13 protein-coding genes are annotated in these 20,644 nt (G+C 71.0%); 9 read left to right on the top strand and 4 right to left on the bottom strand.

Translation table 11 applies throughout. The features are described 5' to 3' along the window. Nucleotides 1–132: 132 nt before the first annotated feature. The 3 genes from ABZS42_RS18550 to ABZS42_RS18540 all read right to left on the bottom strand — a co-directional run bounded on the left by ABZS42_RS18550 (nt 133) and on the right by ABZS42_RS18540 (nt 6,068). Nucleotides 133–1,131 (bottom strand): LacI family DNA-binding transcriptional regulator, encoded by a 999-nt coding sequence (locus ABZS42_RS18550; RefSeq protein ID WP_355146758.1) that lies wholly within the window; start codon nt 1,129–1,131, stop codon nt 133–135. 152 nt (nt 1,132–1,283) lie between these two features. Further along, nucleotides 1,284–4,967 carry a GH116 family glycosyl hydrolase gene (locus ABZS42_RS18545; RefSeq protein WP_355146756.1) on the bottom strand — a complete coding sequence of 1,228 codons (3,684 nt, stop codon included), beginning with the start codon at nt 4,965–4,967 and terminating at the stop codon, nt 1,284–1,286. Nucleotides 4,968–4,985: 18 nt separating this feature from the next. Continuing rightward, entirely contained in the window at nt 4,986–6,068 is a 1,083-nt protein-coding gene (locus tag ABZS42_RS18540; protein WP_355146754.1) for a GTP-binding protein, read from the bottom strand. 254 nt (nt 6,069–6,322) lie between these two features. On the opposite strand from ABZS42_RS18540, the gene ABZS42_RS18535 reads away from it, so the two are divergent. The 6 genes from ABZS42_RS18535 (at nt 6,323) to ABZS42_RS18510 (ending at nt 16,336) form a co-directional block, all read left to right on the top strand. Next, nucleotides 6,323–9,577, top strand: coding sequence for a DUF2961 domain-containing protein (locus ABZS42_RS18535; RefSeq protein WP_355146752.1), 3,255 nt, complete (start codon nt 6,323–6,325; stop codon nt 9,575–9,577). A gap of 92 nt (nt 9,578–9,669) precedes the next feature. Next, nucleotides 9,670–11,208 (top strand): sugar ABC transporter ATP-binding protein, encoded by a 1,539-nt coding sequence (locus tag ABZS42_RS18530; RefSeq protein WP_355146750.1) that lies wholly within the window; start codon nt 9,670–9,672, stop codon nt 11,206–11,208. After that, nucleotides 11,205–12,272, top strand: a complete 1,068-nt coding sequence (locus ABZS42_RS18525; protein WP_355146748.1) for an ABC transporter permease — start codon at nt 11,205–11,207, stop codon at nt 12,270–12,272. The genes ABZS42_RS18530 and ABZS42_RS18525 overlap by 4 nt, the downstream gene beginning before the upstream one ends. A 25-nt stretch (nt 12,273–12,297) precedes the next feature. Further along, on the top strand, nt 12,298–13,305 hold the full coding sequence (locus ABZS42_RS18520; protein ID WP_355146747.1) for a substrate-binding domain-containing protein: 1,008 nt from the start codon (nt 12,298–12,300) through the stop codon (nt 13,303–13,305). 93 nt (nt 13,306–13,398) lie between these two features. Continuing rightward, nucleotides 13,399–15,087 (top strand): family 43 glycosylhydrolase, encoded by a 1,689-nt coding sequence (locus tag ABZS42_RS18515; RefSeq protein ID WP_355146745.1) that lies wholly within the window; start codon nt 13,399–13,401, stop codon nt 15,085–15,087. Between the two features lie 172 nt (nt 15,088–15,259). Continuing rightward, nucleotides 15,260–16,336, top strand: a complete 1,077-nt coding sequence (locus tag ABZS42_RS18510) for a hypothetical protein (RefSeq protein ID WP_355146743.1) — start codon at nt 15,260–15,262, stop codon at nt 16,334–16,336. A gap of 72 nt (nt 16,337–16,408) precedes the next feature. Here the strand turns inward: ABZS42_RS18510 and ABZS42_RS18505 are convergent, their stop codons facing one another. Further along, a complete protein-coding gene (locus ABZS42_RS18505; protein ID WP_355146741.1) occupies nt 16,409–16,990 on the bottom strand; it encodes a helix-turn-helix domain-containing protein in 582 nt (193 codons plus the stop codon). A gap of 103 nt (nt 16,991–17,093) precedes the next feature. Here ABZS42_RS18505 and ABZS42_RS18500 point away from each other — a divergent pair, with 103 nt between their 5' ends. The 3 genes from ABZS42_RS18500 (at nt 17,094) to ABZS42_RS18490 (ending at nt 20,608) form a co-directional block, all read left to right on the top strand. Then, on the top strand, nt 17,094–17,561 hold the full coding sequence (locus tag ABZS42_RS18500; RefSeq protein ID WP_355146739.1) for a MarR family transcriptional regulator: 468 nt from the start codon (nt 17,094–17,096) through the stop codon (nt 17,559–17,561). Next, nucleotides 17,558–19,198: an MDR family MFS transporter gene (locus ABZS42_RS18495; RefSeq protein WP_355146737.1), complete on the top strand. Its 1,641-nt coding sequence runs from the start codon at nt 17,558–17,560 to the stop codon at nt 19,196–19,198. Before ABZS42_RS18500 ends, ABZS42_RS18495 begins: the two co-directional genes overlap by 4 nt. Nucleotides 19,199–19,417: 219 nt before the next feature. Next, a complete protein-coding gene (locus tag ABZS42_RS18490; RefSeq protein ID WP_355146735.1) occupies nt 19,418–20,608 on the top strand; it encodes a low temperature requirement protein A in 1,191 nt (396 codons plus the stop codon). Nucleotides 20,609–20,644: the final 36 nt, after the last annotated feature.

Here is a 20,644-nt window from a genome sequence, read left to right as displayed (position 1 = left end):
CCCATGATCGCGTAGCCGCTGAGCGACTGCGCGCCGAAGTAGACCGCCATGGCCCAGCCGAGCCGGGTCCGCGCGGGCCGGATCCGGGCCTGGGCGCGGCGGAGCACCCAGGCGAACGCGTGACCGGCCCGCTCAGCGCGGGCGGGTGGAGCTTTCCCGCACCTGGAGGCCCGTGCTGAGGGTGACGGTCGACGGCGATCGGGTCGGGTTGGCGATCCGTTCCGTGAGTAGCACCGCGGCCGCCCGCCCGAGGTCGTACGTCGGCTGGGAGACGGTGCTCAGCGACGGCCTGACCAGGTGTGCCCAGGGAATGTCGTCGAACCCGATCACACCGAACGCCGACGGCACCTTCACCCCGCGGTCGACGAGGCACTCGACGGCGCCGACGGTCATCAGGTTGTTGGTCGCGAAGACGCTGTCGGGTGGGTTGTCGCTGTCGAGCAGCGAGGCCATCGCCCGGTAACCGCCCTCCTCGCGGAAGTCCGCGTACCGCACCAGGCCGTCGCTCGCGTCGTGGCCGGCCGCCCGGAGGGCGCGCTGGTAGCCGCGGAGCCGCTGGGAGGCGGTGGAGATGCGGCGCGGCCCGGTGATGCAGGCGACCCGCTGGTAGCCGTTGTCGAGCAGGTGGGTGGTGGCCATCTCCGCCCCCTGCAGGTTGTCGACGAGCACCGTGTCGATGGTGACGCCGCGCAGCTGGCGGTCGATCGCGACGACCGGGATGCGCGCCTCGACCAGCCGGTTGATGGCGGTCGACCGGCCCGACGTGGAGATGATGACGCCGGCCATCCGCTCGGCCAGGGCGGCGGCGATGTACCGGGACTCCTTCTCCGGGTCCTCGTCGCTGTTGCACAGGACGACCGAGTAGCCGGTGCCCTGCGCGACGTCCTCGACCCCACGCACCATCGAGGTGAAGAACGGGTTCCCGATGTCGGAAATGATGACCGCCCAGAGGCTGGTCTGGCTCAGGCGCAGGTTACGGGCGACGGCGTTGGGACGATAGTCGAGGTCCCGCATCGCCTGGTGCACCCGCGCAGCCATGGCTGGATCGACCGTGGTGCGTCCGTTCAGCACCCGCGACACTGTCGCGGGGGAGACCTGAGCCTGCCGCGCCACGTCATAGATCGTCGCCATTCGCCTCCATCCGGTCGACTCCTACGGTGATGTGAACTCTCACGAGGGCACCCAGCCCGCTCCGGTGACGGAACCCGGCATCCTACGGGTGGGTGGTGCCGGAATCGCTTTCCGGCCTGGCGCCGGCTGCCCGGTGTCGGGGCCCGCCACGGTCAACCATTGACTGTGACCTGGAGGGCGTCGCCCCGGCCCACCACGACCTCGGAGTTCAAGGTAACGAGAATACGCCCGTCCCGGTACGACCAGTCACCGATCGACAGCGCGCGGTTGCCGAGGCGGACGGTCACCTTGGCCGGATGATGCGTCGCCGCCAGCGCGACGCTGCTCACCCGGAGCTGGCCGTATCGGACCTCGATCGTGCCGGCGAGGTGCCGGCCATGCCGCTCCTGGCGGAAGAGTCCCCATCCTTCGGCGGCGGTGAACGCCGCGGCGAATCGCTCCGGGCTCATCCGTGGCGCGAAGCCGATGTGGCCCCGGGGCCCGTGGTACTCGAAGCCGCACGCCGCGAGGTAGACGCCGTGGCTGGCCATCGCACGCGCGTAGTGGTCGCCGCATTCGATCTCGTTGTACGGGTTGCGTTTCCCGGCCGCGTACCGCTCGTGCACCGCCCGGGTGAGCGTCAGCCCCTCCTCGACCAGACCCTCCTGGAGCATGTGCGTCGCGACCTGGTACTCCTGCCCGGTCCATACCTCGTTGAAATACATCGCGGCCCAGCTCGCCGGGTTCCCCGCCGCGGTGTCGTCGCCACCGTGCGGAAAGCTGGTCATCAACATCCCCCACTCGTGGTCCATGGCGAACCAACGACCGCCGGGGATCGCGCTGCCTTCTCGGTAGGCGACCTGGTCGGGAGTGAAGTTGTACCGGTACAGGCTGTTCAGGGCACTGACCGCCTGCTCCCTCGACACCACCCGCGGCAACCCGAGCTGACCGGCGAGGCTCTGCCCGAAGAGTTGGTCGATGTGGCAGCCGCGATTGCTGTTGATCACGTCGGCGTGCGCCGGGTCCGTCTTCTGGATGAAGTACTCGCCGTTGAACAGTTCGGTGGACAGGTGCTGGCTGCCCGACTCGGCCAGGGCCCGGCACCGGGTGGCGAACTCGTTCTGGCCGATCTCGTCGGCCATGGCCGCGCCGGCCAGCAGCGCCGCCACGTACATGCCGGTGATCCAGGCGATCTCGCCGTACCAGATGGTGTCGAGGGTGTTCGGCTGCGCGCCGTCGAGCGTGCCGTCGGGTCCGGCGTCATGCTCCATGACCCATTCCAGGGCGCGCCGCAGGCGTGGCCAGTTCGTCCGCAGGAACGTGTCGTCCGGCGCGGTCAGGTGTTCCCGGTAGCAGCGGAGGATCGTGCCGCACTGCCCGTCGGTCGCCCAGCCCATGTCGGCCTCCGCGCGGTTGCCGATCTGGCCGGTGTCGGGATGGAACCCGATGCCGAGGTCCACCCTGCTGCGGGTGTCCCGCTCCAACTGGGGGAAGAGCCGGGCGATCGACTGGGCGTAGTTCCACACGTGCTCGCAGGTGCCCGGGCAGCAGTACACCCCCTCCCAGCCGTAGAACCGTCCGTCGTCGAAGAGGTAACAGGTACTCGTGGCGAGCGTGGACGCGGGAGCGAGGGTGCGTTCCAGCAACCAGTGCGGCAGGGTGGCATCGGTGTACCAGGTCTTCACCCAGGTCCGAGTGTCGCCCTCCAGCCGGTCGAGGTCGCCGGCGACGTGCTCCACCACGGCCCGGGCGTCGGCGAAGCGAGTCGCGTACTGCCGCCGCAGGGTGTCCGATCCGTGCAGGAAACCGAGCGAGACCCGGTCGGGCACTCCGAAGTGCCAGCCGAGCACGAATCGGACGGTCCGCCGCTGACCCGGCGCCAGCCGGACGGGTACGGCCACCGACCCGGCCTGGCCGGCGAGGGAGCCGTCCACCTGCGTCGGACCGTCCTCCCCGTCGAACACCTGGTCCGGGTCGGCCCACCGGGCCAGCGACGGCCGTACCTGCGCCCGTGCGTCCAGCGCGGCGAGCACCAACGTGCCGTTGTCCGGCACCTGGTCCAGCGGTCGGCTGTCGCTCGACACGTCGGTGAACACGATGCGGTCGACGTTGACGTGGCCCCAGCCGCCGGTGTCCGTGTCCACGATCTCGATGACCGCGGTGCGGCCCTGGTAGGCGGACACGTTCAACGTCGTCGGGCTCATCGGTTCCGCGTCGCGTCCGGCGACGCTCGCCACCACCGTCCCGTCGATCAGCAGGTTCACGCACGTCTGACCACGGTGGCTGCCACCGCCCACGGCCACGTTGACGTACCGGCGCTCGACCGTGAACGGTCGGCTGGTGAGCTTGCCGGTCGCGGCGTCGGCCCGGGCGGTGTCACCGTCGGCGCCACGGAAGTCGTGGGACGTCACGAACCGCTGCCCGGTGGCACCGAGGTCGCCGAACCGCTTCATGTAGTCCGGCACCTCGGAGACCGGCACAGGGCCGGCGCCGAACGCGGTGCCCTCGACGGTCCAGCCCTCGTAGTCGTCCCGCTCCCAGTCCTCGAACACGACGTCCGGACGCGGCGAGGTGTCGGTGAACACGATCCGGTCGCAGTTGATGTGGCCCCATGCCCCGTCGTGTGCGTCGACGATCTCGATGACGCCGGTCTTTCCCTGGTGGGCGGTGACGTCCAGGAACACGGTGTGCATCGACTCGGCGTCGCGGCCGGCCGTCGTGGCCACCACGACACCGTCGACCAGCACGTTCACGCACGTCTGCCCCGTGTGGTCGCCGCCGCCGACGGACAACCGGATCGAGCGTCGATCGATGGTGAAGGGAGCACTGGTTAGCCGGCCGGTCGGGCCGTCGGCCCGACCTATGTCGCCGTCGGCTCCGCGAAAGTCGTGCGAGGTCACGAATCTCTGCCCGGTCACGTTGAGCGGCCCGCCCTGCTTCATGTAGCCGGGCACCTCGGAGACCAGCACGGGGCCGGCGCCGAACGCCGTGCCTTCGACGGTCCAGCCCTCGTAGTCGTCCCGCTCCCAGTCCTCGAAGAGGATGTCGGGCCGGCCGTCCGTCGCCTCCGGTTCACCGGCCGAGAACTGGACGCCGCGCAGGGATTCGCCGCCGATCGCCGCCGATCGCAGGGTGATTGCGCGCTGGGTCCGGGTATCCAGACACGCCGGATTCTCCATGTATCCCAGCAGAGTGGCGTCCACCTCGCTGTCCGATGTGTTCTGCAACGTGTACACCAGGACGGTCGCCGGCAGGGTCGAGTCGGTGACCGACAGCGGCACGAACGGGGAGAACGCCTCCAGGGTCACCTCGACCGGCGCGTCTTCGTCGCGGTAGCGCACCCGGCCGATCGGGTACTGCCCGGTGAAGCGCACCTGGCCGAAGCCGGTGGCGTCCAGCGGACGGGTCTGGACGCGCCCCCGTGACCGGGTGCGGAGCGCGAACCCGTGCCGGATGGGCGAGCTGGGCTGTCGCGGGTTCGCGTACCCCGAGTCGGTGGTGCCAGCCGCGGGGCGGTTGAGGATGTCCCAGTACCAGAGCCTTCCGTCGCCGCTCAGATACAACTGGCCCGCGGCGCCCCCGCCAACCGGCATACCGAGCCACCGGAGGTCTGAGCCCTCGTAGCTGGTGGGTTCGCCGCGGCGGTGCAGGTCGGCGGACCAACCCTCAGGCAGCGACTTGTCGAGCGGCACACCGATCAGCTGCTCTTCGGGAACGCCCAGGGCGACTGCGGCTTCCGCCCGGCCGCCGGCCAGTACGGTGCCGGCGGCGGCGCCGAGCGAGAGGGTGAGGAAGCGGCGGCGGTTCGGGCCGCAGGAGTTGCCGGGACAGCACTCGTCGTACGGCTGGTCAGCCATGGGTGGCTCCTGACGTCATCATGCGGAGGCGGCGGGAAGGCGGTGGACGGGTCGGGGATAGGAGGGGGCGAACGCGCGGGCCGGACCCGGCCGGGCGGCGGCTCCTACGGTCAGGTCGGCGTCGAGCGCGGCGGTGCGGAGCAGCGACTCGAGGTCCCGGGGTGGACAGGCGGCGCGGATGTTGAAGAGGACGGTGGCGTGCGGCACCGACGGATCCTCGGAACCGGTGGGTTCCTGGCGCGGGGGTTCACCCGCGGCGACGACGCTCATCCGGATCAGTCCGGCGGGCGACTGGACGGCAAGCTTGGCGTGGCCGATGACGTGGCCCCGTCGGGCGCAGGCCGTGGAGAGCGAGTCGAGCGCGACGTGCGCCCAACGCCGGGCGGGAAACCCGTCGGCGGCGGAGACCTGCCAGGTCTGGTTGAGCCAGCCCAGTTGGGCCTCCGCGGCGGCGTACCGGTCGTAGTCCACGTCCAGGTCGACGGCGGGGCTGCTCCGCCGGCCGCCGGTCCAGCGCGAGACGAGTTCCTCGACGTTCGCGCCGGTACTCGCGCTGTATCCCAGGACGCCGGCGGTCGGGTGCCGCCCGCGGATCCGGTCGAGCAGCGCGTCGAGTTCCGCGCGAGGCAGGGTGTCCGTCTTGTTGACCGCGATGACGTCGGCCTCCGCGAGCTGGCGGTCGAAGAGGTAGCCGAGGTCGCCGGCGAGGGCGTCGAGGCGTGCCGGGTCGACGACGGTCGTCAAGGGGGCGACCGTGAGGCGCTCGCGGTAGCGGGCCCGCAAAGGTCTGATAACGGTCGCTTGGAGGTCGGTGCAGCTGCCGACGGCCTCGGTGAGAATGGTGTCCGCCCGACCACCGTCGAGCAGCTCCGTCACGAGGTCGGCGAGGTCATCGAAACGGCAGCAGAAGCATCCTCCGGTCACCTCACCGACGTCGGGTACCACCGCCTCGGCCAGCCGGGTGTCGACCAGGTCGGTGCCCTGGTCGTTCGTGATGACAGCGACGCGGTGGCCGAGTCGGCCGAGCAGGCGCCCGGCAGTCAGCATCGTGGTGGTCTTGCCGGCACCGAGAAATCCAGTGAGGACGACGAGTCGGGGCACGGGACCTCCCAGCCTGCCGCCGCAGCTGCGACGTGTGCTCGCGAACGGAGAAATCGTTTGCTCAGTTCTGATCGAGGACCATAGAAGCGACCTCGCGTGGCTGTCAACGGCGGGAGTAGGCCGACCTGGCATTTGGCGTTTGAGGATTGACCGTCGCCCGGAGGCTGCTTAACCTGATCGCAACTGCGGTGAGAAATCGATTCCCTGCCTACCGCGCCCAGGACCGCCCTAGCCACCGATGTGGAAGGCGACGCATGACACCCACCACTCGCACACCACGAACCCCTGCCCGGCGGCTGCTCCGCGCCGCCGCCGCAGCGACCCTCATCGCCGGCTCCGCCGTCGTCGGACTCTCCGGACCGGCCGCGGCCTCGCCCGACCCGACCGTCAACGGACCCGTCGGCTGGGACGTCTACCGGCAGCTCGACCAGCTTCCGAGCCTCACCGACACCTCCCGCGCCTACCAGTTCTCCAGCTTCGACCGCAGCGGCGGCAACGACGACGGCTTCTCCGGCCAGTACTCCTGCCTGCGTACCACGGGTGAGGGTTGCGTCATCGCCGAGGCCGCCGGCGCCGGCGAGATCGACTCGATCTGGTTCACCCGGGACGAGGGCAACGTCTCCGCCACCGGCAAGATCAAGGTCGTCCTCGACGGCCGGACCGTGCTCGACGCGAACATCCAGGACGTCGTGGACGGCAAGCTCGGCGCACCCTTCGTCTACCCGGTCGTCGCGAACGCCGCGCAGAGCTCCGGAGGCGTCTACATCAAGGCGCCGATGACGTACCGCAGTTCGATGGTGGTCACCACCGAGAAGAACCCGATCTTCTACCACGTCGGCTACCGCAAGTTCACCAGCGCCGAGGGGGTACGCACCTTCGACCCGGCCGACCGGGCCCTCGACGTCATCGAGCAGCTCAAGGCGGCCGGCACCCGCGATCCGAAGCGTGCCGAGCCGGGCGCGAAGACGGTCGAGCGCAAGTTCTCGGTGCCGGCCGGCGGCCGCGCGACGCTCGCCAGCGGCAACGGCCCCGGGGCGGTCACCGGCCTCACGCTGCGGATCCCGCAGCTCGTCGGGGCGCCCCAGCCGATCGCCGACGACGGCCGCGCCTTCGGCGCCGGCGGCGGCAGCCAGTTCACCGTCGCCGTCGACCCGGCCAACACCGGCGTACGGCTCACCCGCCGGTTCGACCCGCGCATCGGCAACCAGCGGGCGCGGATCCTGGTCGACGGGGTGACGGTCGGCGAGTGGCCGGCCAACGAGCCGGTGCCCTCCGGCACCTGGCGGGACCAGACCGTCGAACTGCCCGCCAGCGCCACGGCCGGCAAGTCGAAGATCACCATCGGCAACGAGTTCGTCTCGTCCGACCTGGACATCAACGAGTTCACCTACTGGGTCGACAGCCTCGTGTCGGGCACGCCCCAGCGCACCGACACGGTAGACCTCGGCCCGGCCCACGCCGACGTCGAGACCGCACACGACTACAAGATCACCGCGCAGAGCTGGCAGGGCAGCAACACCATGTCCTACCCGGCCGACGCCGAGCGCAAGGCGGCCGTCGCCGCCTCCGACGCGGTGCTGCGCCAGACCCGGCTGCGGATCACGTTCGACGGGAAGACCACCGTCGACGCGCCGCTCGGCGAGTTCTTCGGCACCGGCCTCGGGCTGCACGAGGTCCGGTCCCTGATGTTCGGCGTCGACCCGGAGAACGCGACCCTCTCGGCCTGGTGGCCGATGCCCTACCGGTCGCGCTACACCGTCGAGCTGCGCAACGGCTCGACCGAGCCGATCGAATCGTCGACCGCCACGGTGACCACCGCCCGGTCGGCGAAGTGGGCGGCCGGCCTGCGCCCCACCGGCGACGCCGGCTACTTCCGGGCCACGGCGACGAGCGCCGACACCGTCCCCGGCGCCGACCACCTCTTCCTCGACGTCGCCGGGCGCGGGAAGTTCGTGGGCGTCACGCAGACGATGGAGGGGCACATCCCCGCCGGCAACCAGCGCAACTACCTGGAGGGCGACGAGCGGGTCTACGTGGACGGCGCGCAGAGCCCGAGCATCCACGGCACCGGGACCGAGGACTTCTACGAGAGCGGCTGGTACTTCAACCACGGCACGTTCTCCGCGCCCATGAACGGTAACCCCGCCCACGAGATCGCCGACTACGGCTGCCAGTACGACTGCACCGGCGCGTTCCGGCTCATGCTGGCCGAGTCGGTGTCGTTCTCGACCGGCCTGCGGTTCGGCATCGAGCACGGCCCGGGCGACCAGGACCCGGCCCGGTACGGTTCCACCGCCTACTGGTACGGCCAGGACACCGTCGGACAGCGGTGGACGGACACCGTCGACGTCGGCGACGCGGCGAGCGAGTCCGCCCACGGGTACGCCTCCGGCGGCACCCGGGAGGTGCTCACCGCGACCTTCGAGGGCGACGACGGCACGCCCCGCCCGGTCACCGACGACACCCGCGCCTCCAGCACGCCGATCCAGTTCCGGGCGGCCCTCGACCCCGAGAACACCGGTGCGATCCTGCGCCGGCTCGCCGACCAGTCCGCCGGGTACCAGTCGGTGGCCGTCCGCGTCGACGGGCGTGACGCGGGCGTCTGGTCCCAGCCACTGGCCAACAAGTCCCACCGCTGGCTCGACGACGAGTTCCGCCTGCCGGCCGCCCTCACCGCCGGCAAGTCGAAGGTGACGGTCACCCTGACCCCCAGCGCGAACTCGCCGGCCTGGTCCGCGGCCCGGTACGCGGCGCTCAGCCTGGTCGACCCGTTCACCGACCACGTTCGGCCGGGCGCGGTCACCGGCCTCACCGCCACCAGCGGCACCACCAACGCCGTGACGTTGACCTGGCAGCAGGCCGAGGACGACGTGTACGCCCCGGGCTACGAGGTCTTCGCCTCCCGCGAGGCGGGCTTCAAGCCCGGACCGGACAACCGGATCGGCACCACGACCCGGCCCAGCTTCGAACACAGCGGGCTGGGTCTGCACGAGACCTGGTACTACCGGGTGCGCGCGGTCGACGCGGCGGGCAACGCCGGGGCGTACTCGGCGATCGACTCGGCCAGCACCGGCAACACCCTCCGCATCGAGGGCGAGTCGACGCTGCCGGCGGTGACCGCCGAGGGGCCGGCCGAGGTGCAGGGCGACTGCTGCGGCGTGCACTGGTCGCAGAGCGCTCAGCTGTGGTTCCGGCCGGACGCGCCGAACCGGAGTGTCACCGTGGCGTTCACGGTCCCGACGACCGGCACCTACCAGCTGAGTCTGGTGCAGACGCTGGCCCAGGACTACGGCATCAACACGGTGGCGATCGACGGGACGCAGATCGGTGCGGAGTTCGACGCGTACCACTCGCCGGAGGTGGTGGTCAGCGACCCGATCGACTACGGCCAGCGGGACCTGACGGCAGGTCGGCACACGCTCACCCTCACGGTGACCGGCAAGGCCGCCGCGTCGACCGGATACCTCGCCGGGCTCGACTACGTCGAGGCGCAGCTCACCTCGTCGTGACCATCGGCGGAGTCGCCGGGTCCGCGCAGCGCGGACCCGGCGGCTCCGGCTGAACCCGCAGCAGATTCCGCAGACGACCCACGAGGTGGCGTATGACAGAACGACCGCTGGTCCGGATGACCGGCATCGGCAAGCGGTTCGGCGGTGTCCAGGCCTGCCGCGACATCGACCTCACCATCGCCGCCGGTGAGGTGCACGCGCTGCTCGGCGAGAACGGCGCCGGCAAGTCGACCCTGATCAACATCCTGTCCGGGGTCATCACCGACTACGACGGGACCATCGAGGTCGATGGCCGGCTGGTGAGCTTCGGCGGGCCGGTCGACGCCCAGCGGGCCGGCATCGCCACGATCCATCAGGAACTGGATCTCGTGGCCGGCCTCTCCATCGCGGAGAACATGTTCCTGGGGCGCGAGCCACGTACGCGGCTCGGCGCCGTCGACATCAGGCGGATGCGCCGGCAGGCGGCGGAACACCTGCGTACCCTCGGCGCCGACCTGGACCCCCGCCGCCTCGTGGGATCACTGCGCGTCGGCGAGCAGCAGCTGGTCGAGATCGGGCGGGCGCTCTCGCTCGACGCCCGGGTGCTGATCATGGACGAGCCGACCGCGGCGCTCGCGGACGCGGAGGTCGAACGGCTCTTCGAGACGATCGCGGGGCTGCGCCGCGCCGGCGTCGGCATCGTCTACATCTCCCACCGGATGGCGGAGCTCGAAGTCATCGCGGACCGGGCGACCGTGCTGCGCAACGGCAGGCTGGCCGGCACCGTCGACCCGAAGACCGCCTCCCGCGACGAGATCATCCAACTGATGGTCGGGCGGTCGGTCGACGCGTTGTTCGGCGAGGGCCGCAACGAGCCGGGGGAGGTGCTGCTCGACGTACGCGGTTTCGCCGTTACACCACGCCGGCCGACCCCGGGCCGTACCGAGCCGGCCGGGGTGGACCTCACCGTGCGCTCCGGGGAGATCGTCGGCCTCGCCGGGCTGATGGGCGCCGGCCGCACCGAGCTGCTCGAGACCCTGTTCGGCGCGGGCGGCTCCGGCCGACGCACCGGCGAGGTGGCGATGGACGGCCGCCCGTACCACCCGAACGGGCCCCGGGCCGCGCTCGCCCGCGGGGTCGCGTTCGTGCCCGAGGACCGGCGTGGCGCGGGACTGATGCTGGAGCACTCGGTCGCGGAGAATGTCGTGCTCTCCGCGCTGTCGTCACTGACGACACTCGGCGTGGTACGCCGTCAGGCCGTGCGGCGGACCGTCGCCGAGCAGCTCACCGCGCTCGCGGTCAAGGCGGCCTCGCCGGCCGTCGCCGCCGCCACGCTCTCCGGCGGCAACCAGCAGAAGGTCGTCTTCGCCAAGCAACTGCTCACCCAGCCGCGGCTGCTCCTGCTCGACGAGCCGACCAGAGGCGTCGACATCGGGGCCAAGGCGGAGATCTACCGGCTGCTGCACCGACTGGCCGACACCGGGATGGCGATCCTGCTCGCCTCGTCCGAGCTGCCGGAGCTGCTCAGCCTCTGTGACCGGGTGGTCGTCCTGCACCGCGGTCGCACCGTCGCCACCCTGCCCCGGGCGTCCGCCACCCAACAAGCGATCCTCGCCGCGGCCAACGGCGACGATGCCAAGGAGACCCGATGAATCCGCCCAACCCCACCGCCGTCGAGGAAGCGCCGGCCGAGACACCACCACCCCGCCGGCCGTCGCTGCGGCTGCCGAGGGACCGGCACGCGCTCGTCGGCAACTTCTTCCGGTTCCAGAGTCTGTTCGGCCTGGTCGCCGTCTTCCTGATCGCGATCGCGGTGTCGCCCGTCCGCAACGGCGAGAACATCTTCCTCAGCTCCGGCAACCTGGCCAACATCGTCCGGGCGGTCTCGGAGATCGGCATCATCGCGGTCGGCATGACGTTCGTCATCCTGATCGGGGGCATCGACCTCTCCGTCGGCGCGGTGCTCGGCCTCGCCGCGGTCGGCTCGGCCACCCTCATGGTCAACAGTGGACTGGGCATCCTCCCGACGGTGCTGATCGTGCTGTTGATCGGCACCGCGTTCGGCGCCACCCAGGGGGCGATCGTCGCCCGCATCGGCATCCAGTCGTTCATCGTCACGCTCGCCGGGCTCCAGGCGGCCCGGGGCATCGCCCGGATGTGGTCCGGCGGGCTCGGCATCCCCATCGCGTACGGGGACGGGCCACAGGAGGCCCCGGAGGCGTTCTCGCTGCTGAGCGGGTCGATCAACGGTGTGCTGCCGGTGCCGGCCGTGCTGTTCATCGCCATCGGCATCGGCGCGCTCCTGCTGCTGCGCACCACCGCCTTCGCCCGCCACGTGTACGCCATCGGCGGCAACGAGAAGGCCGCCCGCCTCTCCGGTGTCCCCGTACGCCGGGTGCGGATCGCCGTGTTCGCCATCTCCGGCCTGCTCGCCTCGCTGGCCGGGATCATCCACGCCGGGCAGCTCAACCAGGGCAGCCCGAACGACGGCTCCGGCTACGAACTCGACGCCATCGCAGCCGTGGTCATCGGCGGGACGAGCCTCGCCGGTGGCAGTGGATCCATGGGCGGCACCATCGCCGGTGCGCTGCTGCTCGGGATCCTCAACAACATCCTCGCCTTGAACAACATCGACGCGAACGTGCAGCTGGTCGTCAAGGGACTGGTCATCGTGGCCGCCGCCGCGCTGCAGAAGCTCCGCCCCCGCATCTCCTGACCCCCACCACCAACCGGAGGTAACAATGCGCTACGCCCGAAGAGCCGTCGCCGTCCTCGCGCTGACAGTCCTCGCCACCACCACGGCGTGCAGTGTCGAGAAGGCCGGTGACGGCAACGGCGGCACGGACGCCGCGGCCCAGTGCGGCAGCGGCAAGGAATTCCTGATCGGCATGTCGCAGGCGAACAACGCCGAGCCGTACCGGCAGGTCATGAACGACGACGTCACCAACGCCGCGAAGGACGTGCCCGGCTTCAAGGTGGTCGTCTCGGACGCGGCCCAGGACAACAGCAAGCAGGTCGCCGACGTGGAGAACTTCATCTCCCAGGGCATCAACCTGCTGATCATCTCGCCCAACGAGGCGAAGCCGCTCACCGCGGTGGTCAAGAAGGCGTACGACCAGGGGATCCCGGTGATCGTGCTGGACCGCAAGGTCGAGGGCGACGCGTACACCGCGTTCATCGGCGGTGACAACGTGGCCATCGGTAAGGCCGCGGGCGAGTACTACGCGAAGACGCTCCTGCCGCAGGGTGGCAAGGTCGCCGAGATCTCCGGCCTGCCCGGCTCCACCCCGGCGGCCGAGCGTGCCCAGGGCTTCCGGGAGGGCATCGCGAGCAACCCGAAGATCGAGATCGTGGCCACCCAGACGGCCGAGTGGCTGCGGGAGAAGGGGCAGAGCGTCATGGACGCGATGCTCAAGGCCCACCCCGACATCGACGCGGTCTACTCGCACAACGACCCGATGGCCGAGGGCGCGTACCTGGCGGCGAAGGCGGCCGGCAAGGAGACCGCCATCAAGTTCACCGGGATCGACGCCCTGCCCGTGCCGTCCGGCGGCATCAAGGCCGTCGAGCAGGGCCGGCTGCAGGCGACGTTCCAGTACCCGACCGGCGGGCGTGAGGCGATCGACATGGCCAAGAAGATCCTCGTCGACTGCCAGAAGGACGTGCCGAAGACGACCACGCTCGGCACGACGCAGATCACCAAGGAGAACGCCGCCCAGGTCTACACCGAACTCGGCGGCAAGCAGTAGCGCCCGGGGTGGGCCCGCCGCCGGTCGCGGCGGCGGACCCACCCGCTCCGACCGCACCCCCGCAACGCCCATCCATCCGTGTGGAGGAATGCGATGCCCCGCCCACCTTCCCGAGCCGGCCGGATCTCCGCGCTGCTCGCCCTCGCCGTGGGGCTGGTCGTGGCCCCGGCCCCGGCCCGCGCCGCCGGCCCCGCCGGAGTCGACAACCAGCCGTACGAGAACCGGTCCACCGAGGTCACCGCCGGTGAGTTCGTGAACGTCTACGACCCGAGCGTCGGCGAGAGCGAGCCCTGGTACTACAACGACCACACCATGGTGCGGGACCGCAGGACGGGCCTGTGGCACGTCTTCGCGATCACGCACGCCGAGCCGGCCGACCCGCTGGACGAGAAGTTCTTCGGGCACGCCACGGCGCCGTCGCCGCGCGGCCCGTGGACGAAGCAGCCGTTCGCCCTGGCAGCCGACCCGAGCGCCGGGGAGACCCACATCTGGGCCCCGTACGTGCTGTTCCACGGCGGCACCTACTACATGTTCTATGCCGGCGGCACTCCGGACCACGAGGCGTACCGGATGCACCTGGCCACCTCCAAGGACCTGGTGCACTGGACCCGGAGCTCGGAGAACCCGCTGTTCACCGACGGCTTCGACGGGCGGGATCCGATGGTCACCCGGGTCGGCGACGAGTGGGTGATGTACTACACCGCCAACAGCACCCCCGCCGGTGGTCACCACATCGTCGCCTACCGCACCAGCCAGGATCTCCTGCACTGGAGTGAGCGGCAGACGGCCTTCGAGCACCCCGCCACCGGCACCTTCGGCGGGCCCACCGAGTCGCCGTTCGTGGTGCGCCAGGGTGGTTCCTGGTACCTCTTCGTCTGCTGCGAGAGCGGCTACCAGGACACCCGGGTCTACCGCAGCTCGGACCCGTTGCACTTCACCGTCGACCAGTTGGTCGGCCGGATCAACGCGCACGCGGCCGAGGTGGTCAAGGACGACACCGGCGGCGGCCAGTGGTACGTCACCGGCGCCGGCTGGGGGCAGGGCGGCCTCTGGCTCGCGCCGCTCGACTGGAGTACTCCGGTGGTGACGAAGGGACAGGTCGTCAGCACGCCGTACTACCGGGCGGTCGTACAGACCGCACCGGAGGCCCGGTTGGTCTCGTACGAGGCCGACCCGGCCGGGCACGGCGAGTACCGGACGGTGACCGACTCGTCGTTCCGCTCCACGGCGCCGTACCTCGCGGTCGGAACCTTCGGGCCCACCGACACGGCGGGCGCTGCGGCGGGCGTGACCGTGTCGGCCGACGGCACCGACCTGAATCTCACCGGCATCCCGCTCGGCGACGAGCCGGTGACCGTCGACTGGCGGTTCCGGTTCGCGACGAGCACCGTGGACGTGGGTTTCCTCTGGCACGTGGCCGGCCCGACCACGGCCCCGGTGTGGGAGGCCGCGTGGAACCTGGACTCCAGCCTGCCCAGGCTCGGGGACCCCGCGGGCGCGGACCGCGACGGCGACGCCGCGGGCTTCTCCCCGTGGACGCTCGCCACCGACGAGTCGACCACCCTGGTGGCCGCTTACCGGGCCGGATCGGCCTGGAGCGAGGACAACCGCTGGTTCAACCGCGCGGGCGGTTCCATCGCGTGGCAGCCCCTGTGGCAGCCGGGCGGCCGGTCGTTGCCCGTCGGGGACCTCGCCGGCGGCACCTGGCGCATCGGTGTGAGCGGTGCCCCGGCGGACACCGCGTTCGCCGACGCCCTGGCCGCGTCGGTCAACGCCGCCTGATCCGATCACCGATGCCGGCCACCCACGGGTGGCCGGCATCGGCGTGTCCGGTGTCGTTCCGGCCGGAGCACCGGCGTCTGGTCCGCTGCCGGGTCGTGAACCCGACGGGACGGCAACGCCCAGTCGCTGCCGACGCGGACCCGCCCGCGGTGGAAAGATTGCGGGGATGCGGGTGGCTGACGGAGTCGGGAAGCGGCGAAGCGCGGTGCTGGGCGTTCTCCTGCTGCTGGCCGCGGTGGCGCTGCCGGCGCAGGCGGTGGCGGCGGCCCCGGGCGAGCCGACCTGTGCGGTGCGGGATTCCCGGCTGACCGAGCTCTCCGGGATGGTCGCCACGGACGACGGGTACGTGATGATCAACGACGGCGCCGAGAACGAGGCGCGCCGCCGGATCTTCTTCCTCGACCGGGACTGCGCGGTAGTGCGTGCGGTGCCGTACCCGACGCGCCCGCTCGACACCGAGGATCTGGCCGTCGGCGCCGACGGGACGGTCTGGGTGGCGGACGTCGGCGACAACGACCGCTCCCGGGAGACGATCGCGGTGTGGAAGCTGGCGCCGGGCGCCGATCGGCCCGTGCTGCACCGGATGAGGTACCCGGACGGCCCGCACGACGCCGAGGCCATGCTGGTCACCGGTGACGGCCGTCCGGTCGTCGTCACGAAGTTTTCCGCCAACCTGTACGCCCCGACCGGCGAACTGCGGCCCGGCGCGACGGTTCCGCTGGCCAAGGTGGGGCAGGTGAAGCTGCCCGCCTCGACGACCAGCAACCCGTACGGCCTGCTGGGCCGTTCGGTCATCACGGGCGCGGCCACCGCGCCGGACGGACGCAGGGTGGTGCTGCGCACGTACGCCGACGCCTTCGAGTTCGACGTCGCCGGCGGCGACGTGATCGCGGCGTTGACCGGTGGCACCCCGCGCGCCACGCCGCTGCCGGACGAGCCGCAGGGCGAGTCGATCAGTTACAGCCCCGACGGGCGCGCGCTGCTCACCGTCTCCGAGACCGCCGGCCAGCCCGCCGGGACGCGGCCGACGGTCCTGCGCTACCCGCTGGCGGCACCCGCGCCGTCCGGCTCGCCGGCCCGGACGCCGGAGCCGACCGGTGCGACGCCTGTCCAACGGTCCGCGGAGCGAGCGGACCGCGACATCAGTGTCGTGTCCGGCGCCGCGATGGCGGCCGGCGCGTTGGGTGTGCTGCTCATCGTCGTGGCTCTGGTCGCTCGCGCCCGCCGCCGTACGACGCCGGGGAAGTAGTCGCCGGGTTCGACGTGCGGCCCCCGGCAGGTCGCGTTCGCCCATCGGACCGGCGGGGTCGCCGGCGTGGCGCTAGGCCGGCGCGGCGGACGCGAGCGCGGCGCTGACGACGTCGAGCAGCGGTCGATCCGGGTGCTCGGTCGAGTCCTGAACGGCGACCCGCATGGTGGTCAGGAAGACCGCCGCGAGGACGCGGGCCCGCAGTTCCACGTCGTCGCCGCTGAGCCGGTCCGCCAGCTCTGCGGCCAGCTCCCGCTCGACCACGGTGTACGCCGCGACCTGGTGCGAGGCCAGGCTCGGGTGCCCGCGCAGCTGCCGGCGCCGGATCAGCCACTCCATGTTGCCGAGGTAGGTCTCCTCGGTGAGCCGCAGCGCCGCCCGGGTCAGCACCGTCCAGGGCTGCTCGTCGGTCGGCTGTTCCCGGATCAACTCCAGCATGCGGCGCAGCCGCATGGTGTCGCCGTGGAAGATCGCCTCCTCCTTGCCGGAGAAGTAGTTCGAGAAGGTCCGGCGGGAGACGTTCGCGGTGTCGGCGATGGCCTCGACGGTCACGCCGTCCACCCCCTGCTCGATGGCGAGCCGTAGAGCGGCCTCGTGCAGGGCGAGTCGGGTGGCTGCCTTCTTGCGTTCCCGCAGCCCAGGGGTCTCGTCCATGGCATCGACCGTACGTGACGCAGTTCTCAGGCGGCAAACTTGCCTGTTGGGCAAGGTTTGTAGATGCTTGCGTAGGGCAACCATCTGCCGGTTGGGAGGAATCATGAGTACTGACGCTCGTGAACTCGTACGCCGGCTCCAGGACCTCCTCCGAGGTGTCCGGCTGATCAAGCAGCGCCGGGCCGAGGAGCGGCCGGTCATCCCCCTGGGGCTGGTCGGCATCCTGGCGCAGCTCGACGGGCTCGCCGACGGCTGTCATGCCCGGGAGCTGGCACTGCGGGCCCGGCTCGATCCGTCGACCGTGAGCCGAGCCGTGGCCACCCTCGTCTCGCACAGTCTGGTCGAGCGACGCCCCGACCCGGTCGACCGGCGAGCACAGGTCCTGGCACTCACCCCCGACGGCCGGACCGCCCTGACCGACACCCACGACTGGTACGCCCGACTGCTCGACCGGGCCCTCGCCGGCTGGACCGCGGACGAGGTCGCCGCGCTCAGCGCCGGGCTGCGCCGATTCACCCGCGACCTAGAGGTCGCCCTCGAAAATCACGAAAACCTGGAGGCCGCGCGATGAGCGCACCCACCACAACGGCCGGCGCCGAGCCGATGACGCACCGGCGGACGCTCGAAGCACTCAGCGGTCTGCTGCTGGTGCTCTTCGTCGCGTTGCTGAGCAGTACGGTCGTCTCGACGGCGCTGCCCAAGATCATTGGCGCGCTGAACGGCTCGCAGACCCAGTACACCTGGGTGGTCACCGCCACCCTGCTGACGGCGACCGCGACGACCCCGATCTGGGGCAAGCTCGCCGACCTGTTCAGCAAGAAGCTCCTGATCCAGCTCGCCATCGTCGTCTTCCTGCTGGGCTCGATCGTCGCCGGCTTCTCGCAGAGCGCCAGCCAGCTCATCGCCGCCCGCGCCTTCCAGGGCATCGGCGTCGGCGGCCTGCAGGCCCTCGTCCAGGTGGCGATCGCCGCGATGATCCCGCCGCGCGAGCGGGGCCGCTACAACGGCTACCTCGGTGGCGTGATGGCCCTCGCCACGGTCGGCGGCCCGCTGCTCGGCGGTCTCATCGTCGACACCTCCTGGCTCGGCTGGCGGTGGTGCTTCTTCGTCGGCGTGCCCGTCGCGATCATCGCGCTCGTCCTGCTCCAGGCCACGCTGAAGCTGCCCGTCGTGCGCCGGGAGAACGTCAAGATCGACTACCTCGGGTCGGCGCTGATCGCCGCGGGCGTCAGCGTGCTGCTCATCTGGATCTCGTTCGTCGACAACTCGTTCGCCTGGGTCTCCTGGCAGAGCGCCGCGATGGTGGGTGGATCGGTCATCCTGCTCGCCCTCGCGGTCCTGGTCGAGAAGCGGGCCGCGGAGCCGGTCGTCCCGCTCAGCATCATCCGCGAGCGCACCACCGCGCTGGCCATCCTGGGCAGCCTCGCGGTCGGCATGGCCATGTTCGGCGGTTCCGTCTTCCTCGGTCAGTACTTCCAGATCGGGCGCGGCTATTCGCCGACCGAGGCCGGTCTGCTCACCATTCCGATGATGGGTGGTGTGCTGATCTCCTCGATCGTCGCCGGGCGGCTGATCACCAAGAGCGGACGGATCAAGCCGTACATCGTGTTCGGCTCGATCGTCCTCGTCGCCGGTTTCGCCCTGCTCGGCTTGGTCGACCACGAGACGTCGCTGTTCCTCATCGGCGGCGCCATGTTCCTCGTCGGCGTTGGCGTCGGTACGACCATGCAGAACCTCGTCCTCGCGGTGCAGAACACCGTCTCGCTCAAGGACATCGGCGCGGCCAGCTCCAGCGTGGCCTTCTTCCGGTCACTCGGCGGCACCATCGGTGTCTCGGTGCTGGGTGCCGTCCTGGCCCGCCGGGTCGCCGACCAGATGACCCATGATCTGGCCGCCGCCGGCGTCCCCACCTCGGGCGCGGGTGAGACCAGCAACCTGAACCTCGCCGCGCTGCCGGACGCGATCCAGGACATCGTCCGGGCCGCGTACGGCGACGCCACGGGGCACATCTTCCTCATCTCCGCGGTGATCGCCGTGGTCGGGGTGATCGCCGCGGTGGCGCTCAAGCCAGTCACGCTGCGCACGAGCATCGACCTGCCGGACTCCATCCGGTCGGCGGCGGTGGCCGCGGACGCGGTCGACGGGGCGCCCCCCTTCGACGAGGTCAACCTCGATGACGGGCGGGAGCGCGCGGCCAGCGGTCGCTGACCCTCCCCACAGTGGTGGCCGAGGGCCGCCTCGCCGTTCGTCGGCGGGGCGGCCCTCGGCTTGTCCGGCGTCGGGTGGACCGGCGTTTCCGCTGCTCCGCGCTCACGGCGCGCGACGGCGGCTGCCGCGTGTGCTCGCTCGTCGTGTGCGCCCAGGGTCGTGAACGGTCATGGTAGAACTGACCGCGATGAAGGTGCGAATCTACGTAAGTCGGGCACCGTGACCCGTATTCCGGCCCGTCCGGTCAAAGGTGGGGTCCCGCGCAGCGCGACCGTGCTGGAACTGCTCTTCGATGTCGTCTACGTGTTCGCGCTCGCCCGTCTCGCCGGACGGATCGCCGACGACCTGACCATCGTCCGGCACACGCTGCTCTCCGAGGCGGGCCAGACGTTACTTTTCTTCGTCGCCATGTGGGTGATCTGGTCGATCAACGCGGTGACCACGAGCATCTACGACCCGCGTTCCCCCACCATCCAGATCGGGTTGACGGCCACGATGTTCGGCACGTTGGTGCTGGCCGTCTCGTTGCCGCAGGCGTTCGGGGAGCGCGGGGTGATCTTCGCCGTCACGTACGTCCTCATCCAGGTCGTGCGTCCGCTCCACCTGGCCCTGGCGCTCCGGGGCGGTCCGGGGTGGAAGTCGCCGGCGCGGGTGCTCTGCTGGCACACGACCTCTGCCGTCTTCTGGCTCACCGGCGCGGCCGGAGAGGATGTCAGCCGCGGCGTCCTGTGGACCATCGCCGTCGGCATCGAGGTGCTCGGCATGGCCACGGCCTGGGCAGTCCCCCGGTTCGGCTCGAACCGGGGCAGTTACAACTCGCTGGTCTTCGACCATCTCGCCGAGCGGTACAACCAGTTCTTCATGATCGCCCTCGCCGAGGTGGTGCTCGAGACCGGCGCCGCCGTCAGCTTCCCCGGGCTCTCCGTCGGCCGGACGACGGTGCTCGTGGCCGCCTTCCTGACCGTCGTCGCCTACTGGCGGATCTACTTCTACCACCGTTCGTCGGGCCGGTCGGAGCATTCGGGCGGCTCCGGCCCCGCGCTGCGCCTCACCGACCGGTCGAACTTCAGCCTGCTGCTCATCGTCGGCGGAGTGATCTGCAGCGCGGTCGGCTTCGGCCAGGTCGTCCGGGAACCGCGCTATCCCATCGACTGGGCGCTGGTGGTCGTCATCTTCGGTGGCCCGGCGCTGTTCCTGATCGGCCGGGCGTTCCTCGAGGAGGGGGTCCGTCCGGTCCGACGCAGCGTGGCACTCTACCTCGGCCTGTTGGCCCTGGCCGCGGTCGCGCCGATTACGTTGCTGTTCGCGCCGGTGGCCGCCGCCGTCGCCGTGGCGGTGGTCCTGGTGGGCGTCGCCCTCTTCGACGAGCTGCACCGGCAGTCCGGCCGGGCGGGCAACCCGCCGCTGTAGCCGCCCGCCCGCGGACGGTGCCCGGGCCGGAACGAA

It is taken from the genome of Micromonospora sp. NPDC005367, assembly GCF_040606825.1.
Classification (GTDB): Bacteria; Actinomycetota; Actinomycetes; order Mycobacteriales; family Micromonosporaceae; genus Micromonospora.
The sequence above is the reverse complement of the archived record's forward strand: the minus strand, read 5'-3'. Positions and strand labels throughout refer to the sequence as shown.

Coding starts and splice junctions, on each gene's coding strand:
- ABZS42_RS18550 (WP_355146758.1), bottom strand. CDS start 1,131: ATGGCGACGATCTATGACGTGGCGCGGCAGGCTCAGGTCTCCCCCGCG.
- ABZS42_RS18545 (WP_355146756.1), bottom strand. CDS start 4,967: ATGGCTGACCAGCCGTACGACGAGTGCTGTCCCGGCAACTCCTGCGGC.
- ABZS42_RS18535 (WP_355146752.1), top strand. CDS start 6,323: ATGACACCCACCACTCGCACACCACGAACCCCTGCCCGGCGGCTGCTC.
- ABZS42_RS18530 (WP_355146750.1), top strand. CDS start 9,670: ATGACAGAACGACCGCTGGTCCGGATGACCGGCATCGGCAAGCGGTTC.
- ABZS42_RS18525 (WP_355146748.1), top strand. CDS start 11,205: ATGAATCCGCCCAACCCCACCGCCGTCGAGGAAGCGCCGGCCGAGACA.
- ABZS42_RS18520 (WP_355146747.1), top strand. CDS start 12,298: ATGCGCTACGCCCGAAGAGCCGTCGCCGTCCTCGCGCTGACAGTCCTC.
- ABZS42_RS18515 (WP_355146745.1), top strand. CDS start 13,399: ATGCCCCGCCCACCTTCCCGAGCCGGCCGGATCTCCGCGCTGCTCGCC.
- ABZS42_RS18505 (WP_355146741.1), bottom strand. CDS start 16,990: ATGGACGAGACCCCTGGGCTGCGGGAACGCAAGAAGGCAGCCACCCGA.
- ABZS42_RS18500 (WP_355146739.1), top strand. CDS start 17,094: ATGAGTACTGACGCTCGTGAACTCGTACGCCGGCTCCAGGACCTCCTC.
- ABZS42_RS18495 (WP_355146737.1), top strand. CDS start 17,558: ATGAGCGCACCCACCACAACGGCCGGCGCCGAGCCGATGACGCACCGG.